This window comes from Pseudobutyrivibrio sp. ACV-2, from assembly GCF_900107545.1.
Lineage (GTDB): Bacteria > Bacillota > Clostridia > Lachnospirales > Lachnospiraceae > Pseudobutyrivibrio.
Window position 1 is genome coordinate 121,027 of the sequence record NZ_FNQZ01000003.1, and the last position, 19,608, is coordinate 140,634.

Consider the following 19,608-nt stretch of genomic DNA (forward strand, 5'->3'; position numbering starts at 1 on the left):
AGTAGCCAGCTATCAACAAATTTGATAGCTGGCTATTATTTTTTATATGAATAAACCTATTGACCGGATAGGTAATTATAATTATAGTAAAGAGAAGCTGTGCTTAAGGCACAATCATACAGTATTTTTAAAAGGATTATGTTATGTTTGTAGTATCTCTAAACCACAAGAAAGCAAAGGCAGAATTTAGAGAAAAGCTGTCTTTTGATGATGAAAAAAAGCTTGTATTTTTAAATAGATTAAAGGAGCTTGGCTTTGAGCAGTGTGTGTACTTAAGCACCTGCAATCGCTGCGAGGTTTATGGCATGGGAAAGGCCTCAAAGGTGGTTAGACTACTTGCTGAAATGGCAGACGTTGATATAGATGAGCTAAAAGAGCAGCTGTTATTTTTTGATGAAAAGGGTGCAGTGGCTCATTTGTTTCATGTGGCAGCAGGCTTTGATTCCATGGTGCTTGGGGAAGATGAGATACTAGGACAGATTAAGACTGCTTATCATTTTTCCAAGGATAACGGATATACGAATTACGAACTAAATACTATTTTTCAGGCGGCGATATGTTGTGCTAAAAAGATAAAGACAAAGACGAAACTTTCAAAGACATCTGTATCTATAGCATCCCTTGCAGCTACCAAAATTCATAACTACAAACGTGGCATGAAAAAGGTTATGATTATGGGAGCCACAGGCGACACAGGAAACAAGGTTATGCTGAATCTTTTGTCTTACGGCGATTGCCAGATTTATGCTACTAAACATATCCACCATATCAGCAATCCCAATGCTTTATCCATTCCTTATTCCGACAGGTATAACTACATCAAGGACATGGATGTGATAGTATCAGCCACAAGAGGCCCTCACTATACTATCACCTACGGCAAGCTTAAAAGCCTAGAGCTTGACGATAGAGAAAGGCTATTTATAGACTTAGCAGTGCCTAGAGATATCGACGAAGATATCACAAAAATAGATGGAGCCCAGTTAATTTCCATCGATGATTTCACAGCCATTGCCAAGGAAAATAACCGCCTTAAAATCAAAGAAAAAGAAAGTGGCGAGGCAATCCTTGAAGATGAAATGGATGACTTACTTAAGGAATTAACCTTCCATAACAATAGAGAGTCCTTCCAGAAAATGAAAAAGTATCGCACAGAAGACTTTGAACACTTTGTTTACAAATTTAGAGATATGGCTTCATCAGATGAATTTGAGAGCTTTATAAATGTTTTAAATAAAATGCAGGAAGTGGAAAATGAGACGATTTAGAAGATTAAGACAGACGAAAGAAATGAGAAGCTTTGTTAGAGAAAACGAAGTTAGTGTAAAGGATTTGATTTATCCTTTATTTGTAATAGAAGGAGATGGCATCAAAAATGAAGTGCCTTCAATGCCTGGGATTTATCAGTATTCTTTAGATAAAATAGATGAAGAGCTTGATAGAGTAAAGGCTGCCAAAATACCTGCAGTTTTACTGTTTGGCATTCCTGAACACAAGGATGAAAAAGGAAGCGGTGCCTATGATGACAACGGCATCACCCAAAGATGCATCAGACATATCAAGGAAAAATATCCTTCTTTAATTGTAATTGCAGACGTTTGCCTTTGTGAATACACTTCACATGGTCACTGTGGTCTTGTTTGTGAAGGTCATATTTTAAATGATGAAACACTGCCACTCCTTGCAAAAATGGCAGTTTCTATGGCTCGTGCTGGAGCTGATATTGTGGCACCATCAGACATGATGGATGGCAGAGTTGCAGCTATTAGGGAATCGCTTGATGAGGCAGGTTTTATTAACACTCCAATTCTTAGCTACAGTGCTAAATTTGCATCAGGCTACTATGGACCATTCAGAGATGCAGCAGGCTCTGCACCTCATTTTGGAGATAGAAAATCCTACCAGATGGACCCTGCAAATGGTCGTGAGGCAATGCGTGAAATAGAGGACGATTTGGAAGAGGGGGCAGATATGATTATCGTAAAGCCTGCTCTTGCATACCTTGATATCATGAAGGAAGCCAGAGAATGCTTTGACGTGCCTTTCATTACCTACAATGTCAGCGGCGAATATTCCATGGTAAAAGCGGCCGCAGCCAATGGATGGATTGACGAAAAAAGAATAGTTCTTGAAAATATGATAGCCATGAAACGAGCAGGTGCTGACAGAATCATCACTTATCATGCTCTTGATGTGGCAAAGTTTTTAGAGGAAGAGGATTTATAATCATGAGTGATAGATCTGAAGCTTTATTTGATGATGCAAAACAGGTGATTCCAGGTGGAGTTAATTCACCAGTCAGAGCCTTTAAGGCAGTTGAAAGAAATCCTGTCTTTATAAAAAATGCCAAGGGCAGTCATATCTTTGATGTGGATGGAAATGAATACGTAGATTACGTGTGTTCATGGGGACCTATGATATTAGGCCACGCCTATCCACCTGTAATAGAGGCTGTAAAAAAGGCCTGTGACAATGGTCTTTCCTACGGTGCTCCTACTGAAAATGAAACAGTTCTTGCAAAGCTTATCCTTGAGGCTGTTCCATTTATGGATAAGGTACGCCTGGTTAATTCCGGTACAGAAGCTGTTATGAGTGCCATCAGAGTTGCCAGAGGTTACACAGGCAGGGATAAAATAATAAAATTCCGCGGAAATTATCATGGTCACAGTGATGGACTTCTTGTGACAGCAGGCTCAGGACTTCTCACAGAATCAAACCCTGATTCAGCAGGAGTTCCAAAGGGCTATACCGCCACTACACTTTTAGCAGACTACAACGATGCGACATCAGTTGAGGCTTTGTTTAAAGCCAATCCAGGTGAGATTGCAGCCGTTATAGTAGAGCCTGTCAGCGCCAACATGGGAGTGGTTCCACCAAAGGAAGGCTTCCTTCAGTTTCTGCGTGATATAACAAAAGCAAATGATTCATTGCTTATTTTTGATGAGGTTATTACTGGCTTTAGATTAGCCTTTGGTGGAGCCTCAGAATACTTTGGAATTCAGCCAGATATGATTACCTTTGGAAAAATAGTAGGCGGTGGAATGCCACTTGCAGCATACGTGGGAAAGGCTGATATTATGAATGTGGTCGCCCCAGTTGGTAGCGTTTATCAGGCGGGGACTTTGTCAGGAAATCCTATAGCTGTCACTGCAGGTATTAAGCAGCTTGAGGCTTTAAAATCAGACAAAGCCATATATGACCGCATCGATAGCTATGCGAAAAAGCTTGAAGAAGCATATCTTGAAAAAGGCTTCACTGTAAATAGAGTGGGATCTTTGCTATCACCATTTTTTACATCAGGGCCAGTAGTATCATATGCTGATGTTTTAAAATGCGATACAAATAAATTTGCAGCATATTTTAGAAGTATGTTATCCCAGGGCATTTATGTAGCCCCTAGCCAATTTGAGGCTATGTTTGTATCTGATGCCCACACAGAGGATGATTTAGATAAAACAATTAAAGCAATTCAAAACATATAATGATTACCAAAAGGCCGGCTGTCATCTCAGGACAGTCGGCCTTAACCATTTACATGAGAGCTTGCTATAAACCCATTTTATAGCGGGCTCTCATTTTCTTTAGGAACCAGAAATATTGAATTTGAGGCATTTCTAGAATATAATCCTATCAACCTAGTAGATAGATAGGAAATAGGAAAATATGCAGGAGGTCATTGATATGAAAAAGAAGAGATTTTTGTCACTTATAGTTGTAGCAGCGATTGGGGCTTCTTTACTTGGTTGTGGAAATAGTGCCAGCAGCGCATCAGTAGCTGAAGGTTCAGATGAAATAAAAGCATCAAGTGCAGGTGAGGTTATAGAGCTTACAAATGTTTCTTATGATCCAACAAGAGAATTATATGCAGCTTATAACGAAGTATTTGCAAAGCACTATCAGGAAGAATTTGGTCAGACTGTAGAGGTTACACAGTCACACGGTGGTTCTGGAAAGCAGGCACTTGAGGTTGCAAACGGTCTTGAAGCAGATGTAGTTACACTTGCACTTGAAGGTGATGTACAGGTAGTTGCAGATGCAGGACTTATAGATGATGGCTTTACAGCAGAGTTTGATGTAGATAGCTCACCATACACATCAACAATCGTATTTTTAGTTCGCTCAGGTAATCCAAAAAAGATTTACGATTGGAACGATTTAACCAGAAAGGATGTTGGAGTTATCACACCAAACCCTAAGACATCAGGCGGTGCAATGTGGAACTATCTTGCAGCATGGTACTACTTCGAGCAGGCGGGGCAGAACGACAGCCAGATTCTTGATTCAATCAAGCAGCTTTACAGCAACGTAGTTGTTCTTGATTCAGGTGCAAGAGGTGCTACTACATCCTTCGTTGAAAATAAACAGGGTGATGTACTTATCGCATGGGAGAACGAAGCATTCCTTTCACTTAAGGAATACCCAGGAGAATACGAAATCGTAGTTCCTTCAGTATCAATCCTTTGCCAGCCAACAGTTGCTGTAGTTGATGAAGTAGCTAAAAAACATGGCACAGAAGATGTTGCAAAGGAATATTTAAGCTATCTCTACTCTGATGAGGCACAGCAGATTGAAGCTGAAAACTATTATCGTCCAAGCACAAAATCAATCTATGACAAGTATGTATCTAGTACAGATTCAAACACAATCACAGAGGTTCCAGCAGATGGCAAGTGGATTAACGACAACATTACTTTAACAGATATCAATCACTTCGGTGGCTGGACAAAAGCTAGAGCTGATCATTTTGCAGACGGCGCAAACTTCGACAGAATTTACGAGCAGTAAAAAATTTCTTGGAGCAGGGCAACCTGTTCCAAGGCTTTACAGAGAGGATTAATGGCATGAATAAAAGAAGAAGCGTAATACCAGGATTTGGCATATCAATGGGAATCACAATAACAATACTCAGCATCGTAGTTTTGATTCCACTTTGTTCGCTGGTAGTCTTTTCTGCAAAGCTTTCATTTTCTGAATTCGTATATACGGTAACAAGACCCAGAATTCTCTCAGGATATTTTGTTTCCATATCTACGGCATTTTTTGCATCTCTGGTAAATGTTGTGATGGGCTTGATACTTGCCTGGATTCTGGTCAGATATGATTTCAAGGGCAAAAAATTCATAGACGGAATTATAGAGCTTCCATTTGCACTTCCAACAGCAGTTGCCGGCATTTCCCTTACACATTTAACTACCACAAATGGTTGGGTAGGACAGATTTTTTATAACCTGTTTGGAATAAAGATTGCCTACACCAGAATCGGTATCACAATTGCTCTTATCTTCATTGGAATACCATTTGTAGTAAGAAGTGTTCAGCCGGTTTTGGAAAAAATTGATATTCAATATGAGGAGGCAGCCTTTATCTTAGGTGCAGATTCAAAAACAACCTTTAGAAAGGTTATTTTCCCAGAGATACTTCCTGCCATTATATCAGGCTTTACTTTAGCCTTTGCTCGTTCTATAGGCGAATACGGCAGCGTAGTTTTCATAGCTGGAAACACACCCTATGAAACAGAAATTGCGCCACTTCTTATAATGGCAGAGCTTCAGGAATATGATTATTCGGCAGCTACTTCCATTGCACTTGTAATGCTTGGAATAGCAGTAATTATTCTTTCAATAAATGCTATCGCTCAAAGCGTGGTGTCAAAAAGAGTAAACGGAAAGGCATAGGTGAGGCTCATGGATTTAAGAAAAGAAAACAAGGCACTAAAATATATTTTAGTAACTATAAGCTTTATATTTCTTGGGGTATTTTTGATACTACCCCTGATTTACATAGTTATCACAGCTTTAAAGGAAGGCATAGCAGGATACGTAAATGCGGTAACAGATGAATATGCTATAAAGGCGGCGCTGCTTACAATTGAAGCCACCGTATTTGCGGTTATCGTAAACACGATATTCGGAGTAGCCGCTGCCTGGCTTATTACAAAATACGCATTTAAAGGAAAAAAGCTTTTATCTACCTTTATTGATTTGCCAGTCACGGTTTCACCTATTATAGCAGGTCTTATCTATGTTCTAACCTTTGGCCGTCAGAGTAGTCTATATCCAATACTTGATTCCTATGGCATCCAAATCATATTTGCAGTACCTGGTATTGTACTTGCAACAATTTTTGTTACATTCCCATTTATTTCAAGGGAGCTTATTCCAGTCCTTACAGCACAGGGCACGGATGAAGAAGAGGCTGCCGCCATTATGGGGGCAAACACCTTTACTATTTTCAGAAAGGTTACCTTCCCACATATCAAATGGGCTCTTCTTTATGGCATTGTACTTTGTACAGCGCGCGCCATGGGAGAATTCGGAGCAGTATCAGTTTTATCTGGTCATCTTAGGGGAAAAACAAACACATTGCCCCTTTACATAGAGCTTTTGTATCAGGGCTATGATTTCACTGGAGCATTTGCAGCATCTTCCATTCTCGTGGTACTGGCTATAATAGTTTTGATTTTAAGACTTGTTATTGAAAAACACGGCAGAAAAGAACTTGATTTGAATAAATAAAAGGGGTGAAAAATATGGCTTACGTTGAGCTTCATGACATAAATAAACATTTCAAAAAATTTCACGCATCAAAGGATATAAATATTTCAATTGAAAAGGGAAAGCTTGTAGCCTTACTTGGTCCATCGGGAAGTGGTAAAACCACAATCCTTAGAATGATAGCAGGCTTAGAACAGCCTGATTCCGGAGAAATTGTTATAGATGGCAAGGTGGTAAATAACGTACCTGGCAGCGAGAGAGGAATAGGTTTTGTATTCCAAAACTATGCATTGTTTAGATATATGAATGTCTACGACAACATTGCCTTTGGTCTTCGTGTAAAAAAGGTGCCTGAGGATAAAATCAAGGAGCGTGTAACAGAGCTTTTGACACTTATCAACTGTGAAGGTCTTGAAAAAAGATATCCTAGCCAGCTTTCAGGTGGACAAAAGCAAAGAGTGGCCTTTGCCAGAGCTTTGGCACCAAATCCTCAGATACTACTGTTGGATGAGCCATTTGCAGCCATCGATGCCAAGGTACGTCTGGAGCTTAGAACCTGGCTTAGACAGATGATTACAAAGCTAAATATCACAAGCATATTTGTCACCCATGATCAGGATGAAGCCATTGAGGTGGCAGATGAAATCATCGTTACCAATCAGGGCAGGGTAGAGCAGTCAGGCACTCCACAGGAGCTATATAAAAATCCAGCCACACCATTTGTAGCACAGTTTATTGGAAATTCAGTTGAGGTTAAAAACTACGATAAGTTCCGCTATTTCGATAAAACAGGGGAGACTTCTGTTGCATATCTTAGACCAGAGTTTGTAAGCATATTTAAAAAGGGCGAAAGCGTACAGTTTGCCAATTCTGCAGAAGAGGCAGTAGTTGAAGATATTATCTTTAGAGGTAGCAACATCGAGGTCAAGGTGCGAATCCATGACAATCTGATTTCTGCCATCAGAAGCATAAATAATCCAGAAATTAAGGTTGGAGAGACTGTTGATGTATTCATATATCGTATATACGTAGTGCAAGGGGACGAGGTAATACTCGCTACCAACAGCTCACTTGCAGACGAGGCAATAGTTATTTAAGGAATGTTTATGGAAAAAGAATTACAGGTTGAAATAAAAAATACTGATGTATTGATAATAGGCGGCGGCACCGCAGGATGCTACGCTGCCTATACATTGGGGATAACTGGTGAACACAAGGTTCTAATCGTTGAAAAAGCAAATATTAAAAGGAGTGGCTGTCTTGCAGCAGGAGTTAATGCCATCAATGCCTACATTACAGAAGGTCGTGTCCCACAGGACTACGTGGACTACTGCAAGCAGGACGCCAAGGGCATTGTTCGTGAGGATTTACTTTTATCTATTTCTGAAAATCTAAACGAGGTGACACATACCTTAGAGGATAACGGTCTTGTTATCTTAAAGGATGAAAACGGAAAATACGTCACCAGAGGAAATCGTAACATAAAAATCAACGGTGAAAACATCAAGCCTATTTTGGCCAAAATGGCACAGGATTCTGAAAATGTTTCTGTCATTAATCATGTAAATATCACTGATTTACTTGTAAAAAACAATAGAGTGCAGGGTGCAGTAGGCTTTGACGTAAATGAAAGCAAGGCTTACGTGTTTTACGCCGGGGCAGTCCTAGTTGCAACAGGTGGTGCAGCAGGCCTTTATAGACCAAACAATCCAGGATTTTCCCGTCATAAAATGTGGTATCCACCTTTTAACACAGGTGCAGGCTATGCCATGGGTATAAAAGCAGGTGCTGAGATGACCACACTTGAAATGCGTTTTATAGCACTTCGATGCAAGGACACCATAGCACCAACAGGCACTATCGCTCAAGGCGTTAGGGCAAAGCAAATGAATGGTTTAGGAGAAATCTACGAGACCAAATACGGCGTTGCAACCTGTGAGAGAGTATACGGCACCACAGAAGAAAACCGACAAGGCCATGGTCCATGCTATTTGAAGACAGATGAAATTTCACCACAGCAGGAGGATGAGCTTTACAAAGCATATCTAAACATGGCACCATCTCAGACTCTGAAATGGCTTGAGGGCGGTCAGGGACCAGCTGAACAAAATGTAGAAATCGAAGGTACTGAGCCATACATCGTAGGCGGACATACAGCCAGCGGATACTGGGTGGACAACAATAGAGCCACCACAGTTCAGGGCCTTTATGCAGCAGGAGACGTGGCAGGCGGTGCTCCACAAAAGTATGTGACAGGAGCCTTGGCAGAGGGCAAGCTTGCAGCCTTAAGCATTGCAGATTATCTAAAAAATGATTTATCTCCAGAATCAGACGACAGCTGGAAAAACATCATCAGTGAATACAATCAATTTTTGAATAACGTAAATACGAATATTTCCATTGAACAGCTTGAGGAAGCCATGCAAAAAATCATGGATGAGTACGCAGGCGGAATCACAAAGGGCTATCAGTACAACGAGACAGGTCTTAATCTGGCAGAGGAAAAAATCAAGGGACTTTATGATGTGCTAAGCGCCCTTGAAGCTAAAAATACAGACGAGCTTCTACAGATATACGAGATAAAAGAGCGCCTCGACCTTAGCCTGTCATTAATCGCACATTTAAGAGCCAGAAAAGAAACCAGATGGCACAGCTTTGGAGAAAATATGAGTTATCCAGAGGTTAATAAGGATTACGAGGCCTACATCAATTCAGTACTGGAAAACGGTCAGCTTAAAATCATCAAAAGACCACTTGTGGTTGATGATTATGAGCCACTTGTATTTTCATTTAACCATGATGGAGCATTACTTTACGCAGGAGGTGAGCTTTAATGAGTATCAGAATAAATACCCCTTCCTGCGTGGGATGCAAAAGGTGCGTGGAGGTATGTCCTGGCAATCTTATCAAGCTTGTAGATGGCAGGGCATACATAAATAGACCAAAGGATTGCTGGGGCTGCACATCTTGTCTAAAGGAATGCAAGACTGGCGCAATCCAGTTTTTCCTCGGGGCAGATATTGGCGGCAAGGGTTCAATTCTTTCGGTAAATGAGCAGGGTGATGAAAGACACTGGATTGTCACATCCCCTGAAGGCACCACCAAAACTATCACAGTCAATACCAAGGAATCCAATAAATATTAGAGAGGTAACTTATGGGCAAACTAACACATCTAGATGAGCTTGAAGCAGAAGCAATATACATAATTAGAGAGGTGGCAGCTGAGTGTGAAAAACCAGTCATGCTTTATTCAATCGGTAAAGATAGCTCGGTGATGCTTCATCTGGCACTAAAGGCATTTTATCCTGAAAAGCCTCCATTTCCATTTTTGCATGTAAACACTACATGGAAATTCAAGGAGATGATTGAGTTTAGAGATCATGTGGCTGAAAAATATGGTCTTACAATGCTCGAATACATCAACGAAGAAGGTGTTGCTCAGGGAATCAATCCATTTGACCACGGTAGTGCCTATACAGATATTATGAAAACTCAGGCTCTAAAGCAGGCTCTTGATAAATATGGATTCACAGCAGCATTTGGCGGCGGAAGAAGAGACGAGGAAAAATCCAGAGCCAAGGAGCGTATTTTCTCATTCAGAAATTCAGCCCATGCCTGGGATCCTAAAAATCAGCGCCCAGAAATGTGGAAGCTTTTTAATACAAAGCTTTTCAAAGGCGAAGAGGTGCGAGTATTCCCACTTTCCAACTGGACTGAAAAAGATATCTGGCAGTACATCAAAAGGGAAAATATCGAGATTCCATCCCTTTATTTTGCCAAGGAAAGACCTGTTGTCTATAGAGATGGCAACATCATCATGGTAGATGATGAGCGCATGGAGCAAAGACTTCTTCCAGGTGAGCAGGTGGTAAATAAAAAGGTTAGATTTAGAACCTTGGGCTGCTATCCACTGACAGGTGGTGTGGAGTCAGATGCTGACACTTTGGATGAAATCATTGAAGAGACACTTAGCGCAGTTTCAAGCGAGCGCACCACCCGCGTCATCGACAACGAGGCAGCAGGCTCTATGGAAAGAAGAAAAAGGGAGGGATATTTCTAAATGCAATTACTAAAATTTATCACATGCGGTAGCGTGGATGATGGAAAATCCACTCTCATTGGACATATATTATACGATTCAAAGCTTCTCTATGCAGATCAGGAAAAGGCTTTAGAGCTTGACTCCAAGGTAGGCAGCCGCGGTGGCGCCATCGATTATTCACTGCTATTAGACGGTCTTATGGCAGAACGTGAGCAGGGCATCACCATTGATGTAGCTTATCGCTATTTCACCACCGACAACAGAAGCTTTATCGTGGCAGACACACCAGGCCACGAGGAATACACCAGAAACATGGCAGTAGGAGCATCCTTTGCAGACCTTGCAGTAATTCTTATTGATGCAAAACAAGGTGTGCTTGTTCAAACCAGACGCCACGCCAGAATATGCTCACTTATGGGTATCAAATATTTCGTATTTGCAATCAACAAAATGGATTTGGTGCTCTACAGCAAGGAGCGTTTTGATGAAATCACAGCCCAGATAAATGATCTTGTGGCAGAACTTAAGCTTGAAAATCATGTAGTAATTCCAGTATCTGCAACAGAGGGCGATAATGTCACAAAGCGGTCTGAAAATATCGACTGGTATACAGGACCTGTACTTTTGGAATATTTGGAACAGGTGGATGTGGCTTCCCAGAAGGAAGAGCAGGGATTTTATATGCCAGTTCAACGAGTCTGCAGACCAAATCACACCTTTAGAGGTTTTCAGGGGCAGATTGAAGCAGGTCAGGTTAGTGTGGGAGATGAACTGACCATTTTACCTAGTGGAGAAAAGGCTAATGTAAAGAGCATCCATATTTTAGATAAAGAGGTAGAAACTGCTTCTATCGGACGCCCTGTCACCATCCAGCTTAACAGAGAGGTGGATGTTTCAAGAGGCTGCGTTCTTGCATCTGGAGTTGATATTGCAGTCACATCATCTGTGGAAGCAACCTTGCTTTGGATGGATGATGAAATCCTAGAGCCTGGTAAAAACTTCTTTGTAAAGCTTGGAACAAAACTGATTCCTGGTGTGGTTACAGGCATCAGAAACACCATAGACGTTAATACAGGAGAGAAAAAAGAGGCAACAACACTTGAGAAAAATGAGATAGCGGTTTGTGAATTGAAGCTAGCAGACAGCATCGTCGTGGATGCATTTTCAAAGCACAAGACACTTGGGGAGCTTATATTGATTGATAGAATCACCAACATGACTTCGGCCTGCGGTGTTATAACCCAGACCTACAAGGATGATTCATCATCAACAGATACTATCATTGACAGAGAGACCAGAAGCAACTGGAAGGGTCAGCGTGCAATCACTGTTGAGTTTAAAGAAAGCGAACAGGTAAACCTTGAGTATGTTCAAAAGGTAGAAAAGGAGCTTAGCAACAAGGGAAGACACACCTATCTATTCAACCCAAAGAGCAGTCACGGTATCAAGGGCATAGTAAAGCATCTAAATGACGCTGGAATAGTGGTACTTCTTTTTGCAGATAATCAGCTTGATACATCTGTGTTTACAGCCACAAGGGGATATGTCAGCGGTTGGCAGACTGAGGATATTAAAACCCCTGCTGATGCAGCAGAATATGTGTACAAGGCATCTGCAATCAACAATGCTGTAGCTTCAGACGGTGAATATATTTAATAAATTAGGCCAGTTATAGATTTAGTCTATAGCTGGCTATAGTTTTATTTGGGCACCAGAACTATTGTATTTGAGGCTTTTCTGATTTATAATCCCTACCAACCTAGTAGTTAAAAAGGCGATATGATGGGAGGGAGTTATGGCATATACAGACATTCAAATGGACAAAAAAGATTTACAAACACTTAAAGATATTGCTGTAAAGGCATATCCCTATGAGGCCTGCGGAGTGCTGACAGGAGGGGAAATAGAAAATCGTATATACGATATCGTAGATGCGAATAATACCGCAGCTTTGGATCTGAGAAAGAAGTCATTTGAAATTAGTGCACTTGATATATACAGGTTAGAAAACGATGGTTATAAGCCTATAGGGTTTTACCATTCACATCCGGATTATCCTGCAGTCCTATCTGAAGAAGATAAAAAGCATATGATTCCAGACATGATATACATTGTGGCTTCAGTTAAGAGGACATATGTATCACAGCTAAAAGGATATGTTCGCACAAGCACAGATTTGAATCAGATATGTGAACTATCTATTCAAATTGTTGATAAGGGAGGTAAATAAAATCATGAAGGTTTATATTTCAGCTACACTTAGAAATTTTTTCGGCAAGAATGAAAGCTTAGATGTTGAGGCTGCTAATATCAAAGCTATCTTAGATTATTTAACAGATGAATATCCAGAAGCAAAAAAGATTTTGTTTGATGACAGTGAGAATCTCAGAGGCTTTGTACAGATTTACGTAGGAGAAGAAAACAAAAGCGATAAAAGCTATTGGAAAGAAGAGATTGATGCAGGGGAAGAAGTGCTTCTTTTGCCAGCTATCGCAGGAGGTGCTCCTGTGGAAAGCATCATTTCGGATGATAGAAGAAAAGCTATTACCTTTGATGACAAAGAAGTGGAGCGCTTCAGCAAGCATTTAATGCTCAGAGATATTGGAGTCAAAGGTCAAAAGAGAATAAAGTCCGCAAGGGTAGTGGTGGTAGGTGCAGGAGCACTTGGCTCCCCTGTCATACAGTATCTGGCTGCAGCAGGAGTTGGAACTATAAAGGTGGTGGATTTTGATGAGGTTTCTCTTGAAAATATCCAAAACCAGATTTTACATACAAGCCGCGATATTCACCGTCCTAAGGTGGCATCGGCCAGAGACAAGGTAAGAAACATTGACAGAAGCATTCAGTTTGAAGATGTAAATCTACAGCTTACTGCAGACAATATTTACGATGTGATAGATGGCTATGATTTGGTAATCGATTGTACAGATAATTACAAATCAAGATACCTGATAAACGATGCTTGTGTATTGGCAGGAATACCACTGATATTTGCAGCCATATTTCAGTTTGAAGGTCAGGTAGGTGTATTCAATGTAAATAATGGACCTTGCCTGCGGTGTCTGTATCCCAAGCCACCAGAGCCGGGACTGGTGCCCACCTGCTCAGAGGGCGGTTCCATAAGTCCACTTGGTGGAATCATAGGAAGCATCGCAGCCAATGAAGCCTTAAAACTTATCATTGGAATTGGAAATCACTTAGACGGACAGATTCTTGTGGTGGACAGCTTATATTTACATTTTCGCACACTTAATGTGGACAAAAATGCTGATTGCCCGTTATGTGGATTTGCACCAACTATTACTACGGTGGAAGATTTTGATTACGAGGATTTCTGTGGACTTAGAGAGGATGAGGACGAAGAGCCTATAGAAAGCGTTGAACCTGATGAACTGGCTAGACGCATTGAGGCAAATGAACCAATCACCTTTGTTGATGTAAGAGAGCCTCATGAAAGAGCAGTTCTTAGATTCCCAAATGCAATCGTTATACCGATAGGGCAACTGGCTAGAAGAAAAAATGAATTAGATAAATCAGTGGATACCATATTTATTTGCAAGCAGGGACAGCGAAGCGCTCTTGCTATAAGAACCCTGCGGGAGGCTGGTTACGACGGGTCAATGTACAACCTAAAGGGCGGCCTTGATGAAATGAAGGGTATCATATTCTCCCATGAGGGAGCGTGGTTATAAGTTAGATTACGTCATAAGACGTTTTCTATAGATTTTATTAGGAGGATTTAAAATGGCAAATGAAACAAATGTGAAGAACGAAGGTATTAACGCTCTTGGTGCTCAGGCAGCTTATAATCTTGCGAATGTCACAAAAACAAGACCTCAATTTGGCGCATTGACACCAAAGTGGGTTACAAAGTTTTTGGAGTTCAAGGGATTAGAGACTGGTATCTACAGAGTAAACAAGGTTGTCGAAGGTGAGACACCACTTGATGTTCTCTGCAGTCAGACAAAGAAAACTGATATCATCCCTGATGGATATGTAGAGTACGAGACATCACCTAGAGAGTACAGACTTAACTCTATTTCTACTATCGTAAATGTAAATACAGCAGTAGAAGATGTTTACAGCGCACCTTACGATCAGGTTCAGGAGCAGCTTACTCTTGCAATCGAGTCATTGCGTGAGCGCCAGGAAAGCCAGTTAATCAACAATGATGATTACGGTCTTCTCAAGAACGTTCCAGAATCACAGAGAATCCAGACAAGAAACGGTGCACCAACACCAGATGACCTTGATGAGCTCATCACAAAGGTATGGAAGGAGCCTTCATTCTTCCTTGCACATCCACGTGCAATTGCAGCATTCGAAAGAGAGTGCACAAAGAGAGGAGTACCACCTGTAACTGTAAATCTTGGAGGCGGAACATTCCTTGCATGGAGAGGAATCCCTATCATTCCTACAGACAAGCTTTTGGTTGACGGCTTAAAGAATCCAAAGTCTCAGAGTGGAAAGACAAACATCTTGCTTGTTCGCACAGGCGAAGCAAAGAGAGGTGTTGTTGGATTATTCCAGGCAGGTCTCAAAAATGAGCATTCAAGAGGATTATCTGTTCGCTTTAGAGGAATCGATGATAAAGGCGTAGCATCATATCTCTTGTCTCTATACTGCTCAGCAGCAATTCTTGCAGATGATGCTATAGCAGTATTGGAAGATGTAGAGGTAGGTGAGTATTATGACTACGATTGAGAATCTCGCAGGAGTTCCTAGTGCAGCAGAGCTGGCAGCTTTAGCCAATCAGTTGTTTCCGGATTTAACTGAAGGTGTAAATGGTTCTAGTGAAGCAATTGAGCCAGTATCACCCACAGAACCGGTACTTCCTACAATTCCTGAAGCTGGTGCAGTATCTTCAATATCTTCTGTACCTGCAGCACCTCAGGAAGCATCAGTTCCTGGTGCACCTGCAATTCCTGACAATTATTTTGAAGCTTTAGCAAATCCATTTTCAGTCGGACAGGTAAACACAAGCTATGCCCCAGTGGTTTTATCCCAGTCTCAGGCAGACCAGTCAGAAAAAGCTATTGATGCACCAACCTCACTTGGTGGTGACAGCGTAGAAAAAAAGAGTGAAGAACACATTTCTTACAGCTCAAGAGACGAGTCAATTCGTATCGGTTCAAAGACTCTAGCACAGATTAGAAGTGATTTTCCAATTCTTTCTGAGCAGATTAATGGTCGTCAGCTGGTATGGCTTGACAACGGAGCTACAACTCAAAGGCCTCAGGCTGTAATCGACAGAATTTCTTATTACTATCAGCATGAGAATTCAAATGTCCACAGAGGTGCCCATGCACTTGCGGCCCGCTCTACTGATGCCTATGAAAATGCAAGAGGTATTGTAAGAGACTTTATTGGCGCAGGTTCAACAGATGAAATTGTATTTGTAAGAGGCACCACAGAAGCTATTAACCTTGTGGCCAATGCTTATGTAAAGCCGCTGTTAAGCCCAGGAGATGAAATCATTGTTTCAATTCTGGAGCATCATGCAAATATCGTACCATGGCAGCTTGTGGCTCAGGAAACAGGGGCTGTTATCAAGGTTATTCCTGTAGACGAATCCGGACAGCTAAAGCTTGAAGAATACGAAAAGCTTTTTACCAAGAAAACTAAATTCGTATCAGTGGCTCATGTTTCAAATGTGCTTGGCACAGTAACACCAGTGGAAGAGCTTATTGCCATCGCCCACAGACATGGGGTTAGAATCCTTATTGATGGAGCACAGTCTATAGCTCATATTCCGGTAAATGTTACAGCCTTAGATGCCGATTTCTTTGTATTTTCCGGACACAAGGTATTTGCACCTACTGGTATCGGTGTTGTTTATGGCAAAAAAGAATTACTTGATGCAGCACGTCCATACCATGGCGGTGGAAATATGATAAAGGATGTTACCTTTGAGCGTACCATCTACAATCCGGCACCAAACAAATTTGAGGCGGGTACAGGTAGCATCGCTGATGCGGTAGGCTTAGGCGCAGCTCTTACATATCTTTCAGAGATAGGTATGCCATGTGTATATAGATGGGAGCACGAATTGCTTCAGTATGCATTAAAGGAAATGAAGACAGTAAAGGGCTTGCGCTTAATTGGAACAGCTTTAAACAAGGCTTCAGTTTTATCCTTCAAGCTTGATGGATATTCTGATGAAGAGGTAGGCAAGCGACTTGACAGCTATGGCATTGCGGTTCGTACAGGACATCATTGTGCACAGCCAGTTCTTAGACATTTTGGCTATGAAAGCTCAGTACGTCCAACACTTGCACTATACAATTCACCAGATGATATAGATGCCCTTGTAAGAGTATTGAAGACGTTTGCTTAAAACAAGCAGAAAGGAATCATCGTGAGCAAGATAGTAAAAGAAGAGGAAATTAATCAGATTGTCGGCGAGATTCTTGCTGACTTCAATGGCAAAAAGAATATTGATGCTGTAGATAGCTTTAACACTCCTGATAAATACGAGGTTAGTGAGCTTTTAAAAAATCTGTTTAGAATCGTTTATCCAGGCTATTTTAGAGATAAATCCTACAAGATTTATAATCCAAATAATAGCTACAGTGTGATAATCGAGGATGTTTTTTATCATCTACACAAACAGATTAGACTTGCACTGGATTTTGCCAAGGGAGGAGAGCCACAAAGCCATAGGGAGCGTGAGATAGAAAGCTATAGGATTTGTAAAGCCTTCTTTAAGAAAATCCCTCAAATACGAGAGTACTTGGAGAGTGATTTGCTGGCTGCTTACGATGGTGACCCTGCTGCTGGTTGCTTTGAGGAAATTATTCTTGCTTATCCAGGATTACTGGCAAGCACTGTATATAGAATCGCTCATGAACTTTATATTGAAAAGGTTCCTATTTTACCTCGTATGATGTCTGAAATAGCACATTCAAAAACAGGTATAGATATCCATCCGGGTGCTACAATTGATAAATTCTTTTTTATTGATCATGGCACTGGAATTGTTATTGGAGAAACAGCTGTTATTGGAAAAAGTGTAAAGATTTATCAGGGGGTAACCATAGGAGCCCTTTCCACAAGAGGTGGGCAAAAGCTATCAGGCAAAAAGCGTCATCCTACCATCTGTGATAACGTAACAATTTATGCCGGAGCTTCCATTTTAGGCGGTGACACTGTGATTGGTGAAAATGCTGTAATAGGTGGTAACACTTTTATTACAAGCTCTATTAACGCAAATACGGTAGTCAGCATGAAAAATCTTGAGATGGAATACAGGACTACCGGAAACGCCATTAAAGCCGAAGAAATAAAGCAAAGTGATGAGTGGTACTATGTAATTTAGTCCTGCTTGCTATCAAAAATTAATAAATATGAACGAGACAAAAGGATTAATATTTAACATTCAAAGATTTTCAGTACATGACGGTCCAGGCATCAGGACCGTCGTTTTTGAAAAGGGCTGCCCCCTTAGATGTCTGTGGTGTGCAAACCCTGAATCACAGATAGGAAAGCCACAGCTTGCTTGGACTGAAAGTAAATGCATAGGCTGTAAGAGCTGCATCAATTCAGATTTAAAGTGTAACCCTCATTTTAATGATGAGGGGCTATACTGGGATGAATTTAATCCTGATGAGACAGATGATATAGAACGAATCTGTCCCTCTAAGGCGCTCCATGTAATAGGCTATGAAACTACAGTCTGCGATGTAATTACTCAGATTAACAAGGATGAAATATTCTATGGAGATGAGGAAGGTGGTCTTACCATCAGTGGTGGAGAACCGCTAATGCAGCCGAAGTTTACTTATCAGTTGTTAAAGGAAGCAAAAAAGCATGGTATCAGCACAGCAATCGAGACTACAGGCTATGGCGACACTGGTGATTTCATCAAAATTGCAGGGAAGCTTGAGTACATTTTGATGGATATAAAGACTTTGGATGATTCAGTTCATAAAAGGGTAACTGGTGTCAGCAATGAAGTGATTCTTAATAATTTTGAATCCATAAGGAAAGCCTACCCAAACCTTCCTATGCATGTACGCACCCCGGTAATCCCTAGAGTCAACGACACAGAGGATTCTATAAAAAGCATTTCAGAATTCCTCAGATGCCGTAAAAATGTCAGATATGAGCTTTTGAAATACCACAGATTAGGTGAGCCGAAATACATTTCCCTTCACAGAACCTATCCAATGAAAGAGGTGGAGCTTTCAGATGAGGTATTTGAACTGCTTAAAAAGTATGAGTTTAACAATATAAGTTGACAAACATTGTTCTAGAAAATATAATTTGACCTAGTAAATAGGTAGGTATATTATGTTAAATCAATTTTCTAGAACAGAACTGCTTCTTGGTCAGGAAGCCATGGAAGCATTACAAAATAAAAGAGTAGCGATTTTTGGAATCGGTGGAGTTGGCGGATACGTGTGTGAGGCACTTGTGCGTACTGGTATCGGACATTTTGACATTATAGATGATGACAAGGTGTGCCTCACCAATCTCAACCGTCAAATCATCGCCACTCGTTCCACAGTAGGAAAGCACAAAGTGGATGTGATGAGAGACCGTATGCTTGATATCAACCCAAAGGCAGACATCACTGTTCACAAGTGCTTTTTTCTGCCTGAAAACGCAGACGACTTTGATTTTAAATCTTATGATTACGTGGTTGATGCGGTAGATACTGTCACAGCCAAAATTGAGATAATAATGAGATGCAAAGCAGAGGATGTTCCTGTTATCAGCTGCATGGGAGCAGGCAACAAGCTTGACCCAAGCCGATTCAGGGTAGCCGATATTTACAAGACTACCATGTGTCCTCTTGCAAAGGTAATGCGCCGCGAGATGAAAAAGCGAGGCGTCAAAAGCCTAAAGGTTGTTTTCTCAGATGAAAAGCCAACACGCCCTATCGAAGATATGGCTAGCAGCTGCAAAACAAATTGTATATGTCCACCTGGTGCGGAACACACATGTACCCAGAGACGAGATATTCCAGGTTCCATTGCATTTACACCGGCAGTTGCCGGTCTTGTTTTGGCCAGCGAGGTCATCAAAGACTTATCAGGTGGTTTTGGCGGTAGAGTGTAGCGCTTGA

Annotated in this window: 18 protein-coding genes; all 18 read left to right on the forward strand. The window is 41.1% G+C overall.

Annotation, left to right across the window (positions count from 1 at the left end; translation table 11 throughout):
- Positions 1-143 precede the first annotated feature (143 nt).
- On the forward strand, positions 144-1,268 hold the full coding sequence (hemA, locus tag BLV53_RS05225) for a glutamyl-tRNA reductase (protein WP_090298096.1): 1,125 nt from the start codon (positions 144-146) through the stop codon (positions 1,266-1,268).
- Positions 1,255-2,226: a porphobilinogen synthase gene (hemB, locus tag BLV53_RS05230; protein WP_090298100.1), complete on the forward strand. Its 972-nt coding sequence runs from the start codon at positions 1,255-1,257 to the stop codon at positions 2,224-2,226. The genes hemA and hemB overlap by 14 nt, the downstream gene beginning before the upstream one ends.
- Before the next feature lie 2 nt (positions 2,227-2,228).
- Positions 2,229-3,482 (forward strand): glutamate-1-semialdehyde 2,1-aminomutase, encoded by a 1,254-nt coding sequence (hemL, locus tag BLV53_RS05235; protein WP_090298103.1) that lies wholly within the window; start codon positions 2,229-2,231, stop codon positions 3,480-3,482.
- A gap of 199 nt (positions 3,483-3,681) precedes the next feature.
- Positions 3,682-4,785 carry a sulfate ABC transporter substrate-binding protein gene (locus BLV53_RS05240; protein ID WP_090298106.1) on the forward strand — a complete coding sequence of 368 codons (1,104 nt, stop codon included), beginning with the start codon at positions 3,682-3,684 and terminating at the stop codon, positions 4,783-4,785.
- A gap of 56 nt (positions 4,786-4,841) precedes the next feature.
- Positions 4,842-5,675, forward strand: a complete 834-nt coding sequence (gene cysT / locus BLV53_RS05245; RefSeq protein ID WP_090298109.1) for a sulfate ABC transporter permease subunit CysT — start codon at positions 4,842-4,844, stop codon at positions 5,673-5,675.
- 9 nt (positions 5,676-5,684) lie between these two features.
- On the forward strand, positions 5,685-6,515 hold the full coding sequence (cysW, locus tag BLV53_RS05250; protein ID WP_090298112.1) for a sulfate ABC transporter permease subunit CysW: 831 nt from the start codon (positions 5,685-5,687) through the stop codon (positions 6,513-6,515).
- 14 nt (positions 6,516-6,529) lie between these two features.
- Positions 6,530-7,591 carry a sulfate/molybdate ABC transporter ATP-binding protein gene (locus BLV53_RS05255; RefSeq protein WP_090298115.1) on the forward strand — a complete coding sequence of 354 codons (1,062 nt, stop codon included), beginning with the start codon at positions 6,530-6,532 and terminating at the stop codon, positions 7,589-7,591.
- Between the two features lie 9 nt (positions 7,592-7,600).
- Positions 7,601-9,328, forward strand: a complete 1,728-nt coding sequence (locus BLV53_RS05260; protein WP_090298118.1) for an adenylyl-sulfate reductase subunit alpha — start codon at positions 7,601-7,603, stop codon at positions 9,326-9,328.
- The gene (locus BLV53_RS05265; RefSeq protein ID WP_090298121.1) at positions 9,328-9,639 is read left to right on the forward strand and encodes an indolepyruvate ferredoxin oxidoreductase subunit alpha; all 312 of its coding nucleotides are present in this window, start codon (positions 9,328-9,330) and stop codon (positions 9,637-9,639) included. The genes BLV53_RS05260 and BLV53_RS05265 overlap by 1 nt, the downstream gene beginning before the upstream one ends.
- 11 nt (positions 9,640-9,650) lie before the next feature.
- A complete protein-coding gene (gene cysD, locus BLV53_RS05270; RefSeq protein WP_090298124.1) occupies positions 9,651-10,556 on the forward strand; it encodes a sulfate adenylyltransferase subunit CysD in 906 nt (301 codons plus the stop codon).
- On the forward strand, positions 10,557-12,194 hold the full coding sequence (locus tag BLV53_RS05275; RefSeq protein WP_090298128.1) for a sulfate adenylyltransferase subunit 1: 1,638 nt from the start codon (positions 10,557-10,559) through the stop codon (positions 12,192-12,194).
- A gap of 139 nt (positions 12,195-12,333) precedes the next feature.
- Complete coding sequence (locus BLV53_RS05280) at positions 12,334-12,768, forward strand: M67 family metallopeptidase (RefSeq protein WP_090298131.1); 435 nt, start codon at positions 12,334-12,336, stop codon at positions 12,766-12,768.
- A gap of 4 nt (positions 12,769-12,772) precedes the next feature.
- Complete coding sequence (moeB, locus tag BLV53_RS05285; protein ID WP_090298135.1) at positions 12,773-14,230, forward strand: molybdopterin-synthase adenylyltransferase MoeB; 1,458 nt, start codon at positions 12,773-12,775, stop codon at positions 14,228-14,230.
- Between the two features lie 52 nt (positions 14,231-14,282).
- Complete coding sequence (locus tag BLV53_RS05290; RefSeq protein WP_090298139.1) at positions 14,283-15,242, forward strand: family 2A encapsulin nanocompartment shell protein; 960 nt, start codon at positions 14,283-14,285, stop codon at positions 15,240-15,242.
- Complete coding sequence (locus BLV53_RS05295) at positions 15,229-16,875, forward strand: cysteine desulfurase (protein ID WP_090298143.1); 1,647 nt, start codon at positions 15,229-15,231, stop codon at positions 16,873-16,875. Before BLV53_RS05290 ends, BLV53_RS05295 begins: the two co-directional genes overlap by 14 nt.
- A gap of 21 nt (positions 16,876-16,896) precedes the next feature.
- Entirely contained in the window at positions 16,897-17,856 is a 960-nt protein-coding gene (locus BLV53_RS05300) for a serine O-acetyltransferase (RefSeq protein ID WP_090298145.1), read from the forward strand.
- 28 nt (positions 17,857-17,884) lie between these two features.
- Positions 17,885-18,778: a glycyl-radical enzyme activating protein gene (locus tag BLV53_RS05305; protein WP_090298148.1), complete on the forward strand. Its 894-nt coding sequence runs from the start codon at positions 17,885-17,887 to the stop codon at positions 18,776-18,778.
- A 52-nt stretch (positions 18,779-18,830) separates the two neighbouring features.
- A complete protein-coding gene (locus BLV53_RS05310) occupies positions 18,831-19,601 on the forward strand; it encodes a tRNA threonylcarbamoyladenosine dehydratase (protein ID WP_090298150.1) in 771 nt (256 codons plus the stop codon).
- The last annotated feature ends 7 nt before the right edge of the window (positions 19,602-19,608 follow it).